20 protein-coding genes are annotated in these 20104 nt (G+C 60.5%); 3 read left to right on the top strand and 17 right to left on the bottom strand.

The window, feature by feature from the left end:
- Position 1 precedes the first annotated feature (1 nt).
- The 10 genes from JFN90_RS11670 to iorA all read right to left on the bottom strand — a co-directional run bounded on the left by JFN90_RS11670 (position 2) and on the right by iorA (position 10230).
- The gene (locus JFN90_RS11670; RefSeq protein ID WP_199395296.1) at positions 2–745 is read right to left on the bottom strand and encodes an ABC transporter ATP-binding protein; all 744 of its coding nucleotides are present in this window, start codon (positions 743–745) and stop codon (positions 2–4) included.
- Between the two features lie 14 nt (positions 746–759).
- Positions 760–1512 carry an ABC transporter ATP-binding protein gene (locus JFN90_RS11665; RefSeq protein ID WP_199395295.1) on the bottom strand — a complete coding sequence of 251 codons (753 nt, stop codon included), beginning with the start codon at positions 1510–1512 and terminating at the stop codon, positions 760–762.
- Positions 1505–2470: a branched-chain amino acid ABC transporter permease gene (locus JFN90_RS11660; protein WP_199395294.1), complete on the bottom strand. Its 966-nt coding sequence runs from the start codon at positions 2468–2470 to the stop codon at positions 1505–1507. The genes JFN90_RS11665 and JFN90_RS11660 overlap by 8 nt, the downstream gene beginning before the upstream one ends.
- Positions 2471–2480: 10 nt before the next feature.
- Positions 2481–3365: a branched-chain amino acid ABC transporter permease gene (locus JFN90_RS11655; RefSeq protein WP_199395293.1), complete on the bottom strand. Its 885-nt coding sequence runs from the start codon at positions 3363–3365 to the stop codon at positions 2481–2483.
- A gap of 13 nt (positions 3366–3378) precedes the next feature.
- Complete coding sequence (locus JFN90_RS11650) at positions 3379–4518, bottom strand: ABC transporter substrate-binding protein (protein WP_199395292.1); 1140 nt, start codon at positions 4516–4518, stop codon at positions 3379–3381.
- 41 nt (positions 4519–4559) lie between these two features.
- Positions 4560–5702: an ABC transporter substrate-binding protein gene (locus JFN90_RS11645; protein WP_199395291.1), complete on the bottom strand. Its 1143-nt coding sequence runs from the start codon at positions 5700–5702 to the stop codon at positions 4560–4562.
- 245 nt (positions 5703–5947) lie between these two features.
- Positions 5948–6379, bottom strand: coding sequence for an ACT domain-containing protein (locus tag JFN90_RS11640; protein ID WP_199395290.1), 432 nt, complete (start codon positions 6377–6379; stop codon positions 5948–5950).
- A 12-nt stretch (positions 6380–6391) separates the two neighbouring features.
- Positions 6392–7696, bottom strand: coding sequence for a phenylacetate--CoA ligase family protein (locus JFN90_RS11635; protein WP_199395289.1), 1305 nt, complete (start codon positions 7694–7696; stop codon positions 6392–6394).
- 201 nt (positions 7697–7897) lie between these two features.
- Positions 7898–8479 carry an indolepyruvate oxidoreductase subunit beta gene (locus JFN90_RS11630; RefSeq protein WP_199395288.1) on the bottom strand — a complete coding sequence of 194 codons (582 nt, stop codon included), beginning with the start codon at positions 8477–8479 and terminating at the stop codon, positions 7898–7900.
- Positions 8476–10230: an indolepyruvate ferredoxin oxidoreductase subunit alpha gene (gene iorA / locus JFN90_RS11625; protein WP_199395287.1), complete on the bottom strand. Its 1755-nt coding sequence runs from the start codon at positions 10228–10230 to the stop codon at positions 8476–8478. The genes JFN90_RS11630 and iorA overlap by 4 nt, the downstream gene beginning before the upstream one ends.
- A gap of 378 nt (positions 10231–10608) precedes the next feature.
- Here iorA and JFN90_RS11620 point away from each other — a divergent pair, with 378 nt between their 5' ends.
- On the top strand, positions 10609–10941 hold the full coding sequence (locus JFN90_RS11620) for a phage holin family protein (protein ID WP_199395286.1): 333 nt from the start codon (positions 10609–10611) through the stop codon (positions 10939–10941).
- Here JFN90_RS11620 and JFN90_RS11615 read toward each other — a convergent pair.
- Complete coding sequence (locus tag JFN90_RS11615; protein WP_199395285.1) at positions 10938–11594, bottom strand: methyltransferase; 657 nt, start codon at positions 11592–11594, stop codon at positions 10938–10940. The two genes, JFN90_RS11620 and JFN90_RS11615, sit on opposite strands and share 4 nt — an antisense overlap.
- A gap of 228 nt (positions 11595–11822) precedes the next feature.
- On the opposite strand from JFN90_RS11615, the gene JFN90_RS11610 reads away from it, so the two are divergent.
- Positions 11823–12680 (top strand): DUF72 domain-containing protein, encoded by an 858-nt coding sequence (locus JFN90_RS11610; protein WP_328755644.1) that lies wholly within the window; start codon positions 11823–11825, stop codon positions 12678–12680.
- A 49-nt stretch (positions 12681–12729) separates the two neighbouring features.
- On the opposite strand, the gene JFN90_RS11605 is transcribed toward JFN90_RS11610, so the two are convergent.
- From JFN90_RS11605 to JFN90_RS11580, 6 genes are all read right to left on the bottom strand, one after another.
- Positions 12730–13506 (bottom strand): tRNA threonylcarbamoyladenosine dehydratase, encoded by a 777-nt coding sequence (locus JFN90_RS11605; RefSeq protein WP_199395284.1) that lies wholly within the window; start codon positions 13504–13506, stop codon positions 12730–12732.
- Between the two features lie 136 nt (positions 13507–13642).
- On the bottom strand, positions 13643–13900 hold the full coding sequence (locus tag JFN90_RS11600) for a hypothetical protein (protein ID WP_199395283.1): 258 nt from the start codon (positions 13898–13900) through the stop codon (positions 13643–13645).
- A 79-nt stretch (positions 13901–13979) separates the two neighbouring features.
- On the bottom strand, positions 13980–15461 hold the full coding sequence (locus tag JFN90_RS11595; protein ID WP_199395282.1) for a TolC family protein: 1482 nt from the start codon (positions 15459–15461) through the stop codon (positions 13980–13982).
- A 31-nt stretch (positions 15462–15492) separates the two neighbouring features.
- On the bottom strand, positions 15493–16722 hold the full coding sequence (locus JFN90_RS11590; RefSeq protein WP_199395281.1) for an ABC transporter permease: 1230 nt from the start codon (positions 16720–16722) through the stop codon (positions 15493–15495).
- On the bottom strand, positions 16719–17444 hold the full coding sequence (locus tag JFN90_RS11585) for an ABC transporter ATP-binding protein (protein ID WP_215906779.1): 726 nt from the start codon (positions 17442–17444) through the stop codon (positions 16719–16721). Before JFN90_RS11585 ends, JFN90_RS11590 begins: the two co-directional genes overlap by 4 nt.
- Positions 17445–18686 carry an efflux RND transporter periplasmic adaptor subunit gene (locus JFN90_RS11580; protein WP_199395280.1) on the bottom strand — a complete coding sequence of 414 codons (1242 nt, stop codon included), beginning with the start codon at positions 18684–18686 and terminating at the stop codon, positions 17445–17447. It lies immediately after the preceding gene.
- A 307-nt stretch (positions 18687–18993) separates the two neighbouring features.
- Here JFN90_RS11580 and JFN90_RS11575 point away from each other — a divergent pair, with 307 nt between their 5' ends.
- Entirely contained in the window at positions 18994–19578 is a 585-nt protein-coding gene (locus JFN90_RS11575) for a superoxide dismutase (protein WP_199395279.1), read from the top strand.
- Positions 19579–20104 lie beyond the last annotated feature (526 nt).

Here is a 20104-nt window from a genome sequence, read left to right as displayed (position 1 = left end):
GCTACCTCTCCCAAATTTCTTTCTTGTCGCGCCCCAGATAGGCGCGCTGTACATCCTTGTTTTCCAGCAGCTCGGATCCCTTTCCTTCAAGTATCACTTTACCGGTCTCAAGGACGTAGCCGCGATCGGCGACCTTCAGCGCGGCGCGCGCGTTCTGCTCGACCAGGAGGATGGTAGTCCCCTCCTCGCTGCGCAGATGCTCGATTACCTTGAAGATGTCCTGCACCACCAGGGGGGCGAGTCCCATGGACGGCTCGTCCAGAAGGAGCAGCTTGGGACGCGCCATGAGCGCGCGGCCGATGGCCAGCATCTGCTGCTCCCCGCCGGAGAGAGTTCCCGCCGCCTGGCGACGGCGCTCCTTCAACCTCGGGAACATCTGGTACATCCGCTCCAGGTCGGCGCCGATCTCGTGCCTCTGCCCGCCGGCGCGGTAACGCAGGTAGGCGCCCAACTCCAGGTTTTCCTCGACCATGAGCGGGTTGAAAACCTGCCGCCCTTCCGGCACCTGGGACAGCCCCAGGGAAACCACGCGGTCAGCCGCCTGCCCGACGATGTTATTCCCCTCCAGCAGGATCTCCCCGCTTGAGGTGGGGATGATGCCGGAAAGGGTGTTGAGCAGCGTCGTCTTGCCGGCGCCGTTGGCGCCGATCAGGGTCACTATCTCGCCTGGCTTCAGGTGCAGCGAGACGTTCTTGAGCGCGTGCACCTTGCCGTAATAGGCGTTGATGTTCTTGATCTTTAGCATCTGCTCCCTTTGCCCTACTCTTCGCCCAGGTACGCGGTGATGACGGCCTGGTTGTCCTGGATCTGCCTCGGGGTCCCCTCGGCCAGCATGGTGCCGAGGTTCAGGACCACCAACTGGTCGCAGATGTCCATGACCAGGTCCATGTCGTGTTCGACCAGTGCCACCGTGACGCCCAGGTCGCGGATCCGCTTGATCAGCTCGGCCAGATCCGCAGTCTCGCTGCTGTTGAGGCCCGCCGCCGGCTCGTCCATCAAGAGGAGCTTCGGCTCCAGCGCCATGGCGCGGGCGATCTCGAGGAGCCTCCCCTTGCCGAAGGAAAGCGTCCCCGCCTGGACCTCGGCCAGTTCCGGAATCCCGACAAAGTCGAGCAATTCCATGGCGCGCTCGCGGATGCGGCGCTCCTCGCTCATCTGCCATGGCATCCGGAAGGAGCAGGCGAACAAGCCGGAACTGCTCTGGGTGTGCAGCCCCACCATGACGTTCTCCAGCACGGTCATCTTGCCGAAGAGCTCGATGTTCTGGAAGGTGCGCACCAGCCCCAGCCGCGCGCGCCCTTCCGGCGGCAGCTTGGAGATATCCTTCCCCTCCAGGAGCACCGCCCCGCTGGAGGGGGGATAGATCCCGGTGGCGACGTTGAAGAGCGTGGTCTTGCCGGCGCCGTTGGGGCCGATGATCCCGGTGATGGAGCCCTTGCCTACGTTGAAGCTGATCCCCTCCAGAGCGGTCAGCCCGCCGAACCTCTTGCCGATTCCGTTCAGGCTAAGCATCGCTCCCCTCCCTTACCTTTCTGGCCGGCACCAGGCGCCGCAACAGCGCCGGGATCCCCTCTACCAGACCGCCTGGGAGATAGATGGTCATGGTGATCAGCAAAAGTCCGTACACGATGATGTCGTAGTCCTGGAAGGTGCGCAGCATCTCCGGGAGCAGGGTCAGCAGCAAGGCGCCGAGGACGGAGCCGTACACGCTTCCCAGGCCGCCGATGACGATCATGGTGAGGATCTCCACCGAGAAGTGAAAACCGAACGAGTTAGGCGAGATGAAGGTCATCACGTGGCAGTACAGGCTCCCCATGATGGCCGACATGACGGCCGAGAGGGTGAATACCTGCACCTTCATGAGCCTCGCGTTGACACCCATGACGCGCGCGGCGATCTCGGAATCGTGGATGGCCCGAAGGCCGCGGCCGAAGCGGGAGTTGACCAGGTTCAGCGACAAGAGGATCATCCCCAGTGCGAACACCCAAACCAGGTAGTAGTTCTTCAAGTCGGAATCGAAGGTGAGGCTGCCGATGCTCAGGTTGGGGATACCGGAGAGCCCGGATGGTCCGCCGGTCAGTTCCACCGTTTCGTTGAAGGCGATGTTGACTATGACGCCGACGCCGAGGGTCGCCATGGCGAGGTAGTGCCCCTTCAGGCGCAGCACCGGGAAGCCGATGGCAAAGGCGAACAGGCCAACACAGACGGCGACTGCGATCATGGCCAGCCAGGGGTTGAGGCCGTAGGTGGTGGTCAGGACGCCGGAGCCGTAGGCGCCCAAGCCGAAGAAGGCCGCCTGCCCGAGCGAGATCTGTCCGGCGTAGCCCAGCAGGAGGTTGAGCCCCAGGGCGAGCACGCTGTTGATGCCGACGAAGATGAGGACGTTGGTGAGGTACCCACCGGAGAGCGGCAGCGGGACGAGTAGCACCACGAGGGCAAAAACGAGAAATTTTATTCTGTCCGATTTCAAAGTAAAACCTTTAAACCCTTTCTGTTTCGCCCTTCTTGAAAAGCCCCTGCGGCCTGATGAAAAGAATCAGGAGCAGGATGAAAAATGCGATGGCGTCCTTGTAACCCGAGGAGATGAGACCGGCGCCGAGCGACTCGAGGGTGCCGAGGATCAGCCCACCGAGCACGGTGCCCAGACCGCTGCCCATGCCCCCCATGATGGCGGCGCAGAACCCCTTCAACCCCAGCATGACGCCGACGTCGTAGGCGGTCATGGTGAGCGGCGCGATGATAACCCCGGCCAGAGCACCGACGGCGGCGGAAATCACGAAGGAGAAGAGCACCATGCGCCCGACGCTGATGCCGACCAGGTTGGCGGCGCGGCGGTTGAAGGAGCAGGCGCGCATGGCCTTGCCGCTGATGGTGTGGTTGAAGAAAAGCCGGCAGCCGATGATGACCAGCACGGTGACGCCGAAGATCCAGAGGTGCTGCGGCAACAGGGTCGCGCCGGCCACACTGATCGGATCGGTCCCGGAAAAGGCAGGCAGCGCCTGGGTGTCCTTGCCCCATAAGAGCATCACCAGGCCGCGGATCAGGATGCTGGCGCCGATGGTGATGATGATGAGCATGAGCGGAGTGGCGTTTTTGAGCGGCCGGATGGCCAGCCGCTCGAAAACAATACCTATGACGGTGGTGACGGCTACCGCCGCGAGGATGGCAGCGATAAGCGGCAGATGCAGCACGTTCAGCGAGAAGATGGTCAACACTCCGCCCAGCATGACGAACTCACCCTGGGCGAAGTTGATGATCCCTGTCGAATTGAAGATGATGGCGAAGCTGAGGCCAATCAGGGCGTAGATGGAACCTGTGGCGAGCCCCGATATGACGAACTGCGTTACCTGGTTTAAAAGCTCCATGAATCCTCTTTACCTACTTGACCAGCACCCAGTCTTTTTTGCGCACTTCGACCAGGGTAAAGGCGTCCTTGGTCAGGCCGGCGTGGTCCTTGGCGGAGTAGCTGAAGATGCCGCCGATGCCCGCAAAGTTGCGGGTGTTTTCCAGCGCGTTGCGGATGCCGGCGGAGGTGTCGCCACCCTTCTCGATGGCACCTTTCAGGAGCATGACCGCATCCCAGGCGTGGCCGCCGAAGTGGTCGCCCTCGGCCCTGAAGTGGTTCTGGTAGTCCTTGATGAAGGCGAGCAGGGAGGCTCTCTGTTTGTCATTTTTGGGCAGCAGGTCGGCGACCAGTACCTTGCCGGACGGCAATTTGATCCCTTCGGCGGCATCGCCGGCCAGCTCGATAAACTTCTTAGAGGAGACGCCGTGGCTCATGTAGACCGGGATGGAGAGGCCGAGCTGCTTCGCGTTCCTGGCGATCACGGCCGGACCGGGGTTGGTGCCCCAGCAGATGAGCGCCTGGGCCTGGGAGCCGCGGATCTTGGCGAGCTGCGCCGTCATGTCGGTGTCCTTCGGACCGTAGGTGTCGTCGGAGAGGATCTGGATGCCGTAGTGCGCGGCCTGCGCCTTCAACTGCTCGCGACCGGAGGCGCCAAAGCCGTCGGACACGGTCAGGATGGCAATCTTGGTCTTTTTCTCCTTCTTCAACTGCTCGTAAATCTTGGCTACTGCCAGCCCGTCGTTCTGGGCCGTCTTGAAGACCCACTTTTTCACCGGCTCGGTGATCTTGCTGCCGGCCGCGCAGGAGATGAGCGGTACCTGGGCCTTCTCGACGATCGGGATGATCGCCATGCTGTCGCCGGTGGTGCTGGGGCCGATGATGGCGACCACCTGGTCGTTCTTGACCAGCTTGTTGGCGAGCTGCACGGCCTTGGTGGCGTCACCGCCGGTATCGTAGGTGATCAGCTCCAGCTTGCGTCCCTTGACGCCGCCGGCCTTGTTGATCTCGTCGACCACCATCTGCGCCGTGTTGCGCTCGGGCTCGCCGAGGAACGACGCGGGACCGGTAACGGCGAAGAGCGCGCCGATCTTGATCGGCGGAGCTGCCAGTGCGGCGGTGGACAGGCAGAACAATGCGAACGAAGCAAAAGCAGTCGAGACAAGTTTTTTCACGATTTCCCTCTCCTTTTGAGCGGCACTCCTGCCGCAGGTCGTTATTTGACGATGACCCAATCACCCTTGACGATGCGCACCATTTCAAACGCGCCCAGGTCGAGGCCGTTGTGATCGGTCGGTGTCATCTTGAAGATGCCCGACACACCCACCATGCGGCCGTTCTTCTCGATACCGTCGCGGATCTGTACCGGGGTGGTGGCCCCTTTCTTGATGGCGGCGGCGATGAGCTGGAAGCCGTCGTAGGCGTAACCGCCGAAGGTGGAGGCCTCGACGCCGTAGCTCTTCTTATAGTCGGTGTTGTAGTCCTTGAGCAGCTTCGCCTGCGGATCGGTCGGCTTCAGCAGGTCGAATACGGCAAGCTTGCCAGCGGGAAGCATGATACCCTCGGCGGCCTGGGCGGTGGCGAGCTCGATGTACTTCTTGGAAGCGACGCCGTGGCTCTGGTAGATCTGGGTCTTGATGCCGAGCTGCTGCAGGTTGCGGGTAATGATGGCCGGCCCCGGGTTGGTGCCCCAGCAGATGATGGCGTCGGGCTTGGCAGCCTTGATCTTGGTAAGCTGCGGAGTCATGTCGGTATCTTTGGGGGAATAGACCTCGTCCGCGACGATCTTGAAGCCGCGCTTGGCGGCCATCTGCTTCAGCTGTTCCCGCCCGGAGGAGCCGAAGGAGTCGGAAACGGTGATGAGGGCGATGTTCTTCTGCTTCAGCTTCTCGGCCTGGATCAGGATCTTCTCGGCGGCGACGTGGTCGTTGGCGGGGGTCTTGAAGACCCACTTCTTGACCGGATCGGTAATCTTGATGCCGGCGGCGCAGGAAATGAGCGGGATCTGCTCCTTCTCGGCGACGGGGATGACGGCCATCGACTCGCCGGTGGTGCTGGGGCCGACGATGGCGACCACCTTGTCGTTCTTGATCAGCTTGTTGGCGAGTTGGACCGCCTTGGTGGCGTCCCCGCCGGTGTCGTAGATGAAGAGTTCGATCTTGGAACCGTTGATGCCACCCTTGGCGTTGGCCTCTTTGACCAGCAGTTCAAGGGTGTTCTTTTCAGGTTCGCCAAGGAAGGAAGCAGGACCGGTAACGGCGAAAAGTCCTCCGATCTTGATCGGAGCCGCGGCGAATGCCGCGCTGGCGCTGCACAGAAGCAGCATGGTGATACCGATTACAGCGAACATCCTTCTCATCTGTTGCCCCCCTCTACTTGGTTAACCACATTGAATATCAGCGAGTTGTACGACAGCAGCTAAACAAACGGTTCAAATCGGGAGGGGGTGCCGCCGGGGCGAGTACGCTGGGCGAATATTTATTCGCCCCTACAATAACGACAACTCCCCCCCTGCACACCCTGTAGGGGCGAATAATCATTCGCCCCCCTCATCCCTACGAAGGAACGGCGGCGCCTCAGTGCCGCCATCACTCCCGGGTGAAACTACATGCTATACAGCCTCTCCCCCGGCAGCACGTTGAAACTCTTGCCGGTTAGGGTGGCGATGGCCTTCTGGGTCTCGTCGAAGCGGAAGATCATCACCGCGTTCTCGCCGCAGCGCTCCACGAAGGCGTACATATACTCAACGTTGATGCCATCGGCGTCCAGCACCTGGAGGATGTCGGCGAGCCCGCCGGGACGGTCCGGGATCTCGACCGCGACCACCTCGGTCTTGCTCACCGTGAAGCCGCGCTCCTTGAGCACGGTCCTCGCCTTCTCAGTGTCGTTCACGATCAGGCGCAGAATCCCGAAGTCGGAGGTGTCCGCCAGGGACAGGGTGCGGATGTTGACCCCGGCATCGCCCAGGATGCGGGTCACCTCGGCCAGACGTCCGAACTTGTTTTCGATGAATATGGAGATCTGTTCTACGTGCATGACGTTCCCCCCTTAGGCCTTGTTCCTGTTGTCGATGACGCGCTTCGCCTTCCCTTCGCTGCGGGTGATGCTTTTCGGTTCCACCAGCCTGACGCGGCAGGTGACGCCCAGCATCTCTTTGATCTGCTTCTCGATCTTGGCCGACAGCGCCTGCAGGTGCTTGATCTCGTCGGAGAACATGTTCTCGCCCACCTCGACCTGCACCTCGAGCGTGTCGAGGTTGTCCTTTCTTTCCACGATGAGCACGTAGTGCGGCTCGACCCCCTCGACGCCCATGAGGATCGCCTCGATCTGGGACGGGAAGACGTTGACGCCGCGGATGATGAGCATGTCGTCGCTTCTGCCGCTCATGCGTGCGATGCGGGCATGGGTCCTGCCGCAGATGCACGGCTCGTAGGTGATCGAGGTGATGTCGCGGGTCCGGTAGCGGATCAGCGGGATCCCTTCCTTGGTGATAGTGGTGATGACCAACTCGCCCATCTGCCCCTCGGGCAGTACTTCGCAGGTCTCAGGATTGATGATCTCCGGGATGAAGTGGTCTTCCCAGACGTGGAGCCCTTTCTTGGCCTCGCAGCACTCGATGGCGACGCCCGGTCCCATGATCTCGGAAAGGCCGTAGATGTCGACGGCGGAGAGGTTCAGCTTCCCCTCGATATCGAGGCGCATCTCTTCGGACCAGGGCTCGGCGCCAAAGATGCCGACGCGCAGCTTCAAGTCGCGGAAGTCGATACCCTCTTCCTTGGCGGCCTCAGCCATGTACAGCGAGTAGGACGGGGTGCAGGTGAGCACGGTGGAGCCGAAGTCCTGCATGATCATGATCTGTTTCTTGGTGTTGCCACCCGACATCGGGATGACCGACGCCCCCAGCCGCTCCGCGCCGTAGTGCGCGCCCAGGCCGCCGGTGAAGAGGCCGTAGCCGTAGGAGTTGTGAATGATGTCGCCCTTGTGCACGCCGGCCGCGACGAAGGAGCGCGCCATCAGCTCGCTCCATGTCTCGATGTCCTTCCTGGTGTAGCCGACGACGGTCGGTTTGCCGGTGGTGCCGGAGGAGGCGTGGATGCGGACGATGTCTTCCATCGGCACCGCGAACAGGTTGTATGGGTAGGAGTCCCGCATGTCCTGCTTGTAGGTGAACGGGAGTCGCTGCAGGTCCGCGAGCGATTTGATGGAATCGGAAGTGACACCGGCCTTGGCGAGCGCCTCCTTGTAGAAGGGAACGCTTTTCTCGACCCGGGCCACCATGGCCTTCAGCCTCTTAAGCTGCAGCGCCTGGATCGCCTCCCTCGGCAGTGTCTCGAACTCCTCGTTGAAAAACATGACTCACTCCTTAACTGATACTGACAGCAGCACCCTTCAAAGGCATTGAAAGTCTTATTTAACGCAAAGCCGCAGAGGCGCAAAGAAAACCTATAGACGGGTTTAAACCAAAATGCTTTTTGCCTTGCTTAGCGTCTTCGCGTCTTTGCGTTACAAATAGACTTTTGACTTTTGCTTGGTGTCTTATCTATGCCTTTGCGTTTATTTAAGCCCGCGCCCCATCTGGAAGGCCTTGAGGTTCACTTCCAGCGCCTTCTTAGGCACCATCTTCTCGATGGCTTCGAGCCAGTACTTCTCTTCTATGTCGAGACGCTTGGAAACGGCACCGAGCAACACGGTGTTGGCCGTGCGCGCGTTCCCTGCCTGGATGGCGAGGTTCTGGCCGTCGACCAGCAGGCAGTCCGGGCAAAGTTCCTGGATCTTCAGCGCCATGTCCGCCGGATACTGCTCCTGGCCGACCAGGACCGACGGCGGTGCGATGCAGAGGTCGTTCACGACCACAGTGCCACCCGGCTTCAAAAGGGACAGGTAGCGGTAGCTCTCCATCAGCTCGAAGCCGAACAGGATGTCCCCCTCCCCTTCGGGAACCATGGGAGAGAAGACTTCCTTGCCGTAACGGACGTGGGACACGACGGAGCCGCCGCGCTGGGACATGCCGTGGATCTCGCTCTTCTTGACGTCGAAGCCTGCCAGCATGAAGGTCTCGGAAAGGATCTCGGCGGCGAGCAGAATGCCCTGGCCACCCACGCCTACCAGGACGATGTTGGTTACCTTGTCGCTCATTTTGCCTCCTGAATCGCAGAGAACTTGCACAGCTGGCTGCAGACGTCGCAACCGTTGCATAAAAGCGGATCTATGTGTGCCTTGCCCTTCTTGCCGCTCCCCGGAACCCACTCGATGGCCGGGCAACCGATCTTCAGGCAGGCGCGGCAGCCGGTGCAGGATTCATCAACCACCTGCAGCGGGGCTCCGGCTTTGAAGATGCCTTCCCGCTTGATGAGGACGCAGGGCTTGTCGGTGATGATGACGGAGGTCTCAGGGCGCTCCATCTCCTCGGAAATGACCTTTTTGCACTCGTCCAGGTCGAGGGGGTTGATGGTGCGAATGTTTTTGACGCCGATCGCCTTGCACAGAAGCTCGAAGTCCACAGCGTTGGTGGGATCGTTCATCAAGGTATGCCCGGAGCCGGGGTTTTCCTGGCGGCCGGTCATGGCGGTGATCCTGTTGTCGAGGATGATCACCGTGGCGGCACCCTTGTTGTAGACCATGTCCATGAGGCCGTTGATGCCGGTGTGCAGGAAGGTGGAGTCGCCGATGACCGCGACCACCTTCTTGCGCTCCTCAGGGGAGAGCACCTTGGCCGCACCGGTCGCCATGCCGATGGAGGCGCCCATGCAGATGCAGGTGTCCATGGCGGAAAGGGGCGGCATGAAGCCCAGGGTGTAGCAGCCGATGTCGCCGGAAACGTAGGCTTTCAACTGATTCAAGGTGTAGAATACGCCGCGGTGCGGGCAGCCGGGGCACATATTGGGGGGACGCCCCGGGAGCTTCTCCGCGACAGTCTCGGCGTTTTCCGGCAGGCCGAAGGCTTTACGCACCCTCCCCGGGGTAAGTTCGCCGCAGATCGAGATGATCTCCTTGCCGATCACCGGGATGCCGATCGCCTTCACCTGCTCCTCGATGAACGGGTCCAGTTCCTCGACCACGTACAGCTTCTCCACCTTACCGGCAAACTCGCGGATCAGGTCGAAGGGAAGCGGGTGCACCATGCCCAGCTTCAACACGGAAGCCTCGGGAAGCGCCTCGCGCACGTGCTGGTACGCGATACCGGAGGTGATGACGCCGATCTTGCCACCGCGCATCTCGACCCGGTTGATGGGCATGCTGCAGCCGTCTTTAGAGAGCTGCACGGTGCGGTCCTCGACCACCACGTGGCGTACGCGTGCGTTGCCCGGCAGCATGACGAACTTGGCGGCGTTTTTCTCAATCTTCGCCTCACGGACGGCGTCGGTGCGCTCGCCCATGTTGACTACCGACTTGCTGTGCGAAATACGGGTGGTGGTGCGCAAAAGGACAGGCGTGTCGTATTTTTCGGATATCTCGTACGCGAGCTTGGTGAACTCCAGGCACTCCTGGGAATCCGCAGGCTCCAGCATCGGGACCTTGGCGAACTTGGCGTAGTTGCGGCTGTCCTGCTCGTTCTGGGAGGAGTGCAACTCGGGGTCGTCGGCACAGACCAGCACCAGACCGCCGTTGACGCCAGTGTAGGAGAGCGTGAACAAGGGATCGGCAGCGACGTTGACGCCGACATGCTTCATGGTCACCAACGACCTGGCGCCGACGAAGGAGGCGCCGATGCCGACTTCGAGGGCTACCTTTTCGTTGGTGGCCCAGGAGGAGTCGATCTCCCGGTAGCGGATGGTGTTTTCCAGTATCTCCGTGGAAGGGGTGCCGGGGTAGGCACAGGCAACTTTGACCCCTGCCTCATAAGCGCCTCTGGCAATGGCCTCGTTGCCGGAAAGTATTTCCTTCATGGGTTGCGTGTCCTCTTTAAGGGGACTGGCTCCGTCAGGTGCCTGTCCCCTTCTGTATTAATGTGAGAGTCGGCGAAATATACCCGAGTATTGCCCGCGCTGTCAACTTGTTTATAGGAGCAAGTTAATCGCTATAACCAGTGTTTATGCAGGTTTAGCATGTGTTGATCGTAAGGAGCCGGGAGCTGATTGCAGTTTTTGAAGAGGCGTTGGAGGCGATGTTTACTGTCAGCTTGAACATCGTTTTGACAAGGCGAAACAATAGTCAAGAACGGGGGCGCCGTAGACCAGGCCACCGTTCAAAATTAGCTTTGTCATGAGAGAGAATTGGGTATACTTGGCGGGTTGTTTTTTCGCTGCAGACCAAGGAGGTTCAACGTGGGTTTTTTAGTGAAGTGGCTGGTGCACGCCGTGGCAATCGTCATCACCGCGTATCTCTTGCCGGGGGTGCGCCTGTCCGGGTTCGGCGCCGCGCTGATCACGGCATTGGTGCTCGGTCTCATCAACACCTTCATCAGGCCGCTGTTGATGCTGCTCACCCTGCCACTCAACATTCTGACCCTGGGGCTACTCACCTTCGTGATCAACGCCCTGCTCATAATGCTGACCAGCGCACTGGTGAGCGGCTTCACGGTGAACGGCTTCTTGTGGGCGCTCCTGTTCAGCCTGGTGCTGTCGGTGGTCAACTTCCTGTTGAACGCGATCTTCTAGAGCGGCTCGCCCATAAGCAGGCGGTTCTTCGGGGTGATGTCGAGCGGGATGGTCTGGGTGTAAACTCGGTACCCCTGTGAGCGCAGCCACGCCGCCCGGGTGACATCGACGGCGAGAGGTCCGTCCAGCCATCCTGAAAGTTCGCCATCGTCGCAACTGCGCAGATCATGGCAACAGGGGAGCACGGCCACCCGGCAGCGGGCGGCAGCGGCTTTTGCCAGGATGAGATCGGTAAGGGAGCCGCAGGCGTGGGCGGAAACGATAATGTCATCCGGGTGCAACTCGATCAGGTTCAGGTCCTGCTGTAACAGGGAAAAGCGCTGTGATGCTGCAGGCCATTCGGCGGCAATCTCGGCGCCTAACCGGGCAGCGCTTGCCGGGATACGCAAGTCGACGCCGATGCCTTCACAAAGTTCGCGATCCAGAATGAGCATCACCTGGGCCAGCAAGCCATGTCCCGCCGCAAGGTCAACCACTCGCCCACCGCGAAAGCGCCGGTGCACCCGTCGCGCCACCTCCCACGCCTCATAAAGCTCCTTGCGCGGCAGGCATCCCGCCCTGCATACGGCGCGGGCGATGCGGTCAAAGAGGGTGTCGCCGGGAAAGTGCGGCAGCATGTGCGGGGTCAGTCGGTTTTTCGAAGATCGGTCCATTTGGCAGGTTTCCTTTTGCTCCCCTCGCCCTCTGGGAGAGGGGTTGGGGGTGAGGGGACGTAGGCACGGAGTCCTCATGGCACCAGGGAAGATCCGCATCGGCACCTGCTCCTGGACTGAAAGCAGCCTCATCGAAAGCGGCGCCTTTTACCCGCGCGGCGCCAGCACTCCCAAAGCACTCCCAAAGCACGCCTAAAATTCTATGCCAGCCAGTTCGACACCGTCGAGATCGAGAGCTCCTACTACCACATTCCGTCACTGGAGATGGCCCAGGCCTGGGCAGAGCGCACGCCGCCGGGTTTCCTGTTTCACGTCAAGGCATACGGCGCCCTCACCGGGCACAACATCGACCCGCGCCGGTTGCCAGAGGAACTGCGCGGCATGCTGGCGCCATGCGATCTGGACCGTGAGGAACTGCACGTTGCGGAGCCGGCCCTGCTGAGGGCCATGGCGCAAACGCTGCTGGCTGCCCTGGAGCCACTCCGGCAGGCACGCAAGATGGGCTTCATCATCTTCCAGTTCCCGCCTTGGTTCGGGTACAAGAAGGCGAACCTGGATTATCTTCACTACTGCAAGGAATTGATGGCGGGAACGCCGGTCGCGGTGGAGTTCCGCCACGGCAGCTGGTTTACCTCACAGCACCGGGATGAGATGCTGGCTTTCTTGAAAGGGCACAAGATCACCTACATCACCTGCGACGAGCCGCAGTTCGGCAACCTCACCACCGCCCCTTTCCATCCCGCCGCCACCACCGGCATCGCTTACATCAGGCTGCACGGCAGAAACGGCGACAGCTGGCACAGCGAGGCACCCACCGATGAATATCGTTACCAGGAGGCGGAGCTCAAGGAGATAGCGGCGCACGCCTTGAATCTCAGCGAGGCCGCCCGAACGACATTCATCATGTTCAACAACTGTCGCTGCGGCTATGCCGCGCAAAACGCGCTAGAGATGCGAGACCTGTGCGGGATTTTTTGTTCCCCTCCCCCGGAGGGGGAGGGCCAGGGAGGGGGCTTACGCGCAATCCAAGCTGCCCCCCTCCCAACCTCCCCCCTCCGGAGGGAGGAGCTTAAGGTAGAGGGGTGAGGATTTTTACATAAATGCCGGAAATGGTTTATTTCAGGTATTTGACGCCTTAGGCACTTTGCGCAGCCAAGAGATCGTTCACCACCACCCCAGCCATAGTCAGCCCGAAGATGGAGGGGATGAAGGAAACGCTGCCGAGGATCACGCGGCGATGCTCGCAGGAGAACTTCTGATCGTCCTTATTGGGGCAGATGCAGTTCCCCTTGCAGCCGCCGTCCTTTCCCGCCTGTTCCCGGTACTCCTCCGTTGAGAAGACCACCTTCACCCCCTGCTCGATCCCCTGCTTCTTCAGTAGCTTGCGCACGGAACGGGCCATGCGGCACTTGTGGGTCTGCGAGATGTCGGCGACGCCGATCTTGGTGGGATCGAGCTTGGCGGCCGCGCCCATGCTGGAGATGATGGGAATGTCCTTCTCGCGGCAGGTGCGGATCAGGTGCAGCTTGCTGGTAATATGGTCGATGGCGTCGACCACGTAGTCATAGTGATCGTGCAGCAGGAAGTCGCTGTTTTCGGCGGAGTAGAAATCGTGATAGGGGACGATTTCCGCCTGCGGGTTGATCAGGCGCATGCGCTCGGCCATGACCATTGCCTTGGCCTTGCCCACAGTGCCATCCATGGCGTGTAGCTGCCTGTTGACGTTGGTGAGGCAGATCTCGTCGAAGTCGACGATGACCAGGCGCCCCACCCCGGCACGAGCCAGGGCTTCGGCGGCGTAACTTCCTACTCCGCCCAAGCCGAAGATGGCGACCGTTGAGTTTTTAAGTTTATCGAGTCCAGCAGATCCAATAAGGAGTTCGGTACGGGAGAAACGGTGCAGATGTGACATATTTCCTTTGCCTTTGACGCTGTTGCGGAGATGGTGACGGCAAAGTATCTCACAGGTGGGGCCTTTCTTGAAAGCAAAAAGGGGACTGGCTCCGAAGGTGCCTGTCCCCTTTACCACTGCCCACCTATACCAACGATCAGCGTCGGGGGAGCGGATTTCCCGACTCGGTACGTATCCGTTCGAACCCCTCCTGCTGGGCGACTTCTTCATCGTAGGTGTAGAAAATGGCGTAGTTGCTCCCTACGCCGTGCGGGTCAAGCTGAATCCCTTTTTCTTCCCACTGTCTGAAGAGCTGCAGGCTCTCTTCGAAAGTGCGAATCAGGTCGGCGATGGTCCTGGCGCCGACTGCCGTGAACCTGATCTGATGAACATGCTCGTAGCGCACCCTTTGCATAACCACCTCCGCACCACAATTAACACCCGCCAATTGTAGCGTGGTTCGTGCGACTGGCAAACAGGTGCGGGTACGGCGTCTACTTCATCTTCTGGTAGAGGTGATCTGCATCCGTGTCAGTAACGCTAATCCCCTCCTGGTCCAGGATCTCCCCAGTCGCCCGCCACAGTTGCGTAATGGAATTGTTGTAATCGACCACCGCCTGGATCTGGTTTCCCTTGGCGGCCACCAGGTCGTTCTCCACGTCGAAGACATCCTTGGTAGTGGCAAGGCCGACATCGTGACGCTTCTGGAAGGCGCGCAGGCGATCTTCGGCGTAGGCCCTGCCGCGCGCGGTGACGTCGAGCTGCGTGTAGCTGGCGGCCACCAGGCGAAGCGCCGCTTTCACGTCCCGGACCACGCCCGATTCCAGATTTTGCAGCTGGGTCTGGGCCTGCTCCAGGACGAGCTTCTTCCTGATGTAGTCGTTCTCGGCGGCGCGGTTGCCCAGCGGATAACTAAACTGCAGCCCCACGCCCCAGCTCGGCTCGTCGATGGTGGCGGTTTTCTCCATGCCGCGCAGAAAGCGACGGTCGAAGCCGCCCGTACCGACGCTGGCGTTCAGGGTCAGGTCGGGAAGGGTCTGAGTCTTGGCCACGCGCTGCTGCAGGTCGTTTATCTTGATCACGTCGCGCTGCGTGTTCAATTCCGGGCGGTAGCCCAGGGCATCGTCGAGCGCCTTTTGCTCGGAGAGATTGTAGCTGCCGCGGAAAGGCTGGTCGGCCAGGACGATTTCCGTCGACGAGGGCAGCTGCAAATCCACGCGCAGCACGTCCATCTGGTCCCGCACCGCCCGCTCCGCGTCGATGACCTGCTTCTCCCGGGTAGCGACCTGGAACTCGGAGTTCAAAAGCTCGTAGGCCGGGAGCACCCCCGCCTTCACTCGGCCCTGGTCGTTCTGCAGGATACGCTTGGCGAGCTCAAGCGATGTGCGGCGCACCTCGAGCGCCTCGAGCAGGTTGTAGAGCTGGAAGTAGTCGTTGCGCACCTTGGCGACCGTGTCGCTCAGCCGGGTCCGGAAGACATTCATGGTCTCGCCCTTGGTAAAGCGGGAGACGTTGATGGCGAGTTCGGTGGTCTCCTGCCCGAACCCTTTGAGCAGCGGCTGCTGCAAAGTGAGGTCGACGGAGTTGGAGTAATACTTGGCGGAGTTGCTGATCCAGCCGCTCTGGGCGGTCACACCGACGACGGTGCCGGTCGGTAGCAGTTGGCTCACACCGGCGTTGGCGGTGACCTGGTCGACCGGCTGCGGCTTGAAGGTCAGGATGTTGCTGCTGTTGCTGCGCTCGTAGTTGATGCCGAGGGCAAGCAGCGGGTCATAGATCCCCAGGTTACGTCGGATGTCGGCCTCGGCCATGGCGGGGTTGTACAGTTCCACCTTGAGGTCGAGGTTTTTCTCGAAGGCCATCTTGATGGCGTCTTTAAGCGTCAGGTTGATAGTGGGCTGCGCGAAAGCCGAGGTGGCTGCGCCGAGCACCAGGCCAAGGGAAAGGGCCAGCGCGGTCTTCCTGTTTCTCTTCATGTGCGATCCTTTTCGACCAGCTTGTTAAGCGTTACTCGTATCTTAGTGCGTCGATCGGGTTGAGCGACGCAGCTTTCCGTGCCGGGTAGAAGCCGAAGAAGACCCCGACCCCGGCGGAGAAGGCGAAGGCGATGATGATGGTGTTGACCGAGATCAGGGTGGGCCAACCGATGAAGCTCGCCACGAGCTTCGCACCCGCCACCCCCAGCAGCATCCCGATCAGCCCGCCGCAGGTGGTCAGGAGCACAGCCTCGGTCAGAAACTGCAGCAGAATGTCGCGCTTCTTTGCGCCGATGGCGATGCGGATACCGATCTCGCGGGTCCTTTCTGTAACGGAAACCAGCATGATGTTCATGATGCCGATCCCCCCTACCACCAAGGAAATCGAGGCGACGGCACCCAGCAGTATGGACATGACCTTGGAAGACTGCTCGGTGACGGCCAGAAGCTCCGAGAGATTGCGGATGCTGTAATCGATCTCGCGATTGGGGCCGATCCTGTGGCGCTGGTTCAGGAGCGCGGTCACCTCATCCTCGGCCTTGTCCAGCACTTCGGCGCTCTTGGCTTGCACCATGATCGAGCCGACCACGTTGGGAAACTGGCTCCCGAGAAGTTTTCTTTGCGCAGTGCGCAGCGGCACATAGATGACGTCGTCCTGGTCCTGCCCCTGGGGCGACTGCCCTTTCCTACCCAGCACCCCCACCACGGTGAAGGGAATCTTCTTGATCCTGATGATCTTGCTCACCGGATCAGTGCCGCCGAAGAGGTTATCAGCGACGGTCTGGCCAATCAAGCAGTTCTTAGTGGCGCCGTCGACATCGGACTGGGTTATGTTGCGACCCGCCACGATGGTCCAGTCACGCACATCGACCATATCCGGCGTCACCCCGTAGACGACCGTGGACCAGTTCTGGTTTCCATACACCACCTGCCCGGAGCCGCGCACGTTGGGGGCCACCGCCGCGACCGAGGGGCATTCGGCCTTGATGGCGCGGGCGTCGTCATAGGTGAGCGTCTGGGTGCCGCCGGAACCGGAGCGCATGCCGCCGGAGGTGACCGAACCGGGGAGCACCAGCAAGAGGTTGGAGCCGATGCTGGATATCTGGTCGGAGATCATCTTGCTGGCGCCGGAGCCGATGGCGACCATGGCGATCACCGCGGCGATACCGATGATGATGCCGAGCATGGTAAGGAGTGCGCGCATCTTATTGACCCGCAGGGCACGCAGGGCTATGAGCAGGCTTTGGTAAAGCGTCGTCATGCTTTGGGTACCTCCGCGGGCAAAGCGGCGTTCTTCGCCTGGAAGGGCTGGTCGGAGATGACCAGGCCGTCGCGGAAGATGATGTGCCGGCTGGTGAACTCGGCGACATCCGGCTCGTGGGTGACCATGATGATGGTGATCCCCTGCCGGTTCAGTTCCTGGAAGATCGACATGATCTCGACGGTGGTCCTGGAATCGAGGTTGCCGGTGGGCTCGTCGGCCAGGATGATGGAGGGGCGGTTCACCAGGGCCCGCGCGATGGCGACGCGCTGCTGCTGCCCGCCGGAGAGCTGGTTCGAGTAGTGCCCTTCCCTTCCCGCCAGCCCCACCCGCTCCAGCGCCTCAAGGGCCCGCGCGCGGCGCTCGCTGGCGGGAATTTGGGCGTAGACCAGCGGCAGCTCCACATTCTGCCGGGCGGTGGTCCGCGCCAGCAGGTTGAACCCCTGGAACACGAAGCCGAGCTTCTTGTTGCGCACCTCGGCCAAGGCGTCCGCGGAGAGTTTCCCCACATCCACGCCATCCAGGAAGTAGCTCCCTCGGGTGGGAACATCCAGGCACCCCAGGATGTTCATGCAGGTGGACTTGCCGCTGCCGGAGGCTCCCATGATGGAGACGAACTCGCCCCGCTGCACGGTGAAGGAGACGCCCTTCATCGCTTCGACGCGCTCCTCCCCCATGGTGTAGATCTTGACGACGTCGCTGAGACGGACCACTTCGTCCATTTAGAACCTCGGCCCCATGGGGGATCCCATGCCGTTTTTCTTTTTATCCTGGCTCACCTGCTCCACGATGAGGTCGTCGCCTTCCTTCAAGTTTCCGCTCAAGATTTCGACGAAGCTGCCGTCGCTGATCCCGGTGGTGATGGTAACCGGCACCGGCGTCCCCTCGGCGTTAAGGGTATAGACCTTCTGCCCGCCGTCCTTGCCGCCGGGCTTCCCCTTGGGGCCGGTACCGGCGCCATGTCCACCGCCGGCGCCGTTCATGCTACCGGGGCCGCCCTTCGCACTCTTCTCCTTGTCGGAGCGCGGCTTGAACCGGAGCGCGGCAGCCGGGACCTTGAGCAGGTTGTCCTTTCTCAGTGTCTCCACGGTGACGTTGGCGGTCATGCCCGGTTTCAGTTTCAATTCTTTGTTGTCCACGGCAATAACGGTGACGTAGGTGACCACGTTCTGGGTGACCACCGGCGCGTTCCGGATCTGCACCACGGTCCCTTCGAACTGCCGGTCCGAATAGGCGTCCACGGTGAAGGTCGCTTTCTGCCCCACTTTCAGCTTGCTGATATCCGACTCGTCCACGCTGGTGTCGATCTGCATCTTGGTGAGATCCTGGGCGATGGTGAACAGCGTCGGCGTCTGGAAGGACGCAGCGACGGTCTGCCCCACGTCGACGTTGCGGGAGACGACAGTGCCGTCGACCGGCGACCTGATGGTGGAGTAGTTCAGGTTGGTTTCCGCCTGCTTCAGGGCGCCGCGGGTCTGCATCACGGAGGCCTCGGCCGCCTTCCCCCCGGCTAGTGCCGATTCATAGGCGGTCTGGGCCGCATCGAGATCGCTCTGGGCGACGATGCCTTCCTTCAAGAGTTCCCTGTTGCGCCCAAGCGTCCTCTTGGCGTCGACGAGGGTCACCTTGGACTTGGCCAGCGACGCCTCCGCATTGAGGGCGTTGCCCCGGGATTGCTCCACCGCCGAGTTGAACAGTGCCGGGTCGATCTGCGCTATGGGCTGCCCCTTCTTCACGGGCGAGTTGAAGTCGACGTAGAGCTTCGCGATGGTGCCGGAGACCTGGGTACCCACTTGCACCGTGACCACGGCGTTGAGGGTGCCGGTGGCAGAGACCGTGGAGGTGATGGCACCCCGCTCGACCTTCTGAGTCTTGTACTGTGCTTTCGGGGGTTGTTTGAAGAAGAAATAGCCGGCCACTCCCAGAACGGACAACAGTATCACGGCACCTACGATTTTTTTCACGAGTCCACCTCTATGTTGATTCTTGAGACTGTCCTTGCTGCGCCTGGTAGCGACGCCGGTACTGCGACAGAGTATCTGCTAAATGTGCAAGAAAGATGAAGCGCATGAAATTTCTGCAATCCACAGACAAACCGTCACTTTAACCATGGAACGACGTGCGGTCAATGAAAATATTCTATGGCAAGATGCGGTTCAAGCCACCGTTTCCCCTTGCCACATTTGACAGCTCTAACCGCTCTTGTACAATTGGTCAGTGTTTTTGCGCAACCGCTGCAAATGTTCGAAACTACATAAAAAGGAGAGAGATATGACGGCGTTCACGGCAAAAGACTACTCCGAACTGATCGGGATGCCCGGGTTCAGCGAGGCGCTCCTCAACAACCATTTCACCCTGTACCAGGGGTACGTGAAAAACAGCAACGCGCTCGACGAGCAGCTCATGCAGATGCGCAAGGACGGCAAGGGCTCTGAGCCTGCCTTTGCCGAACTGAAGCGGCGTTTCGGGTGGGAGTTCAACGGCATGAGGCTGCACGAGCTCTACTTCGAGAACCTCGGTGGCAACCAGCCCATCAACCAGGACGGCAGGCTGGCGTCCCGGTTGCACCAGGACTTCGGGAGCTACGATGAGTGGGTCCAGGACTTCAAGTCGGTGGGAGCCATGCGCGGCATCGGCTGGGCCATCCTCTACCAGGACGCGCACAGTGGCAAGCTGATGAACTGCTGGATCAACGAACACGACGTCGGCCACCCCGCCTGCTGCGTGCCGATCCTCGTGATGGACGTGTTCGAGCACGCCTTCATGACCGACTACGGTCTCAAACGCGCCGACTACATCAACTCCTTCTTCCAGAACATCGAGTGGACCAAGGCCGAGGAGCGGATGCAGATGTAGTACTTGATAAATAAACGGTTGCCTGACGTGCAAAAGAGCCTCCCGCGGGAGGCTCTTTCATTTGTTTCTTCCATAGTTCTCAAAATTGTCCCCAAAGCGCTGCGCGCGCCCACGAGTCCTCCCCTTTGTGAAGATGAGACAGAGCTGTTTTGCCTTTCAGGTCGCGAAACGGATTCGTTTCGCGAAATTCCGTACCTTACTTACCCCAAACACCCGTTTTTTGGAAAATTGATCCGGATCAGAGTGAACCTGCTCCAGATTAGAGGGGAACGGATCCATTTTGAAAAAAAGGGTCGCTACTTTTATCAAAACGGATCCAGATCAGGGTGAATCGGCGCCAGATTAGGAGGAAACGGATCCGGTTTGAAATAAATGGTAGCTACTTTTCTCAAAACGGATCCAGATTAGGATGAACTGGCTCCAGATTAGAAGGAAACGGATCCGGTTTAAAATAAATGGTAGCTACTTTTCTCAAAACGGATCCAGATTAGGATGAACTGGCTCCAGATTAGAAGGAAACGGATCC

It is taken from the genome of Geomonas propionica (assembly GCF_016458235.1).
GTDB classification, from domain to species: domain Bacteria; phylum Desulfobacterota; class Desulfuromonadia; order Geobacterales; family Geobacteraceae; genus Geomonas; species Geomonas propionica.
This window is presented reverse-complemented; position numbering and strand designations above follow the sequence as displayed.

Coding starts and splice junctions, on each gene's coding strand:
- JFN90_RS11670 (WP_199395296.1), bottom strand. CDS start 745: ATGCTAAAGATCAAGAACATCAACGCCTATTACGGCAAGGTGCACGCG.
- JFN90_RS11665 (WP_199395295.1), bottom strand. CDS start 1,512: ATGCTTAGCCTGAACGGAATCGGCAAGAGGTTCGGCGGGCTGACCGCT.
- JFN90_RS11655 (WP_199395293.1), bottom strand. CDS start 3,365: ATGGAGCTTTTAAACCAGGTAACGCAGTTCGTCATATCGGGGCTCGCC.
- JFN90_RS11645 (WP_199395291.1), bottom strand. CDS start 5,702: ATGAGAAGGATGTTCGCTGTAATCGGTATCACCATGCTGCTTCTGTGC.
- JFN90_RS11640 (WP_199395290.1), bottom strand. CDS start 6,379: ATGCACGTAGAACAGATCTCCATATTCATCGAAAACAAGTTCGGACGT.
- JFN90_RS11635 (WP_199395289.1), bottom strand. CDS start 7,696: ATGTTTTTCAACGAGGAGTTCGAGACACTGCCGAGGGAGGCGATCCAG.
- JFN90_RS11630 (WP_199395288.1), bottom strand. CDS start 8,479: ATGAGCGACAAGGTAACCAACATCGTCCTGGTAGGCGTGGGTGGCCAG.
- iorA (WP_199395287.1), bottom strand. CDS start 10,230: ATGAAGGAAATACTTTCCGGCAACGAGGCCATTGCCAGAGGCGCTTAT.
- JFN90_RS11615 (WP_199395285.1), bottom strand. CDS start 11,594: ATGGACCGATCTTCGAAAAACCGACTGACCCCGCACATGCTGCCGCAC.
- JFN90_RS11605 (WP_199395284.1), bottom strand. CDS start 13,506: ATGTCACATCTGCACCGTTTCTCCCGTACCGAACTCCTTATTGGATCT.
- JFN90_RS11600 (WP_199395283.1), bottom strand. CDS start 13,900: ATGCAAAGGGTGCGCTACGAGCATGTTCATCAGATCAGGTTCACGGCA.
- JFN90_RS11595 (WP_199395282.1), bottom strand. CDS start 15,461: ATGAAGAGAAACAGGAAGACCGCGCTGGCCCTTTCCCTTGGCCTGGTG.
- JFN90_RS11590 (WP_199395281.1), bottom strand. CDS start 16,722: ATGACGACGCTTTACCAAAGCCTGCTCATAGCCCTGCGTGCCCTGCGG.
- JFN90_RS11585 (WP_215906779.1), bottom strand. CDS start 17,444: ATGGACGAAGTGGTCCGTCTCAGCGACGTCGTCAAGATCTACACCATG.
- JFN90_RS11575 (WP_199395279.1), top strand. CDS start 18,994: ATGACGGCGTTCACGGCAAAAGACTACTCCGAACTGATCGGGATGCCC.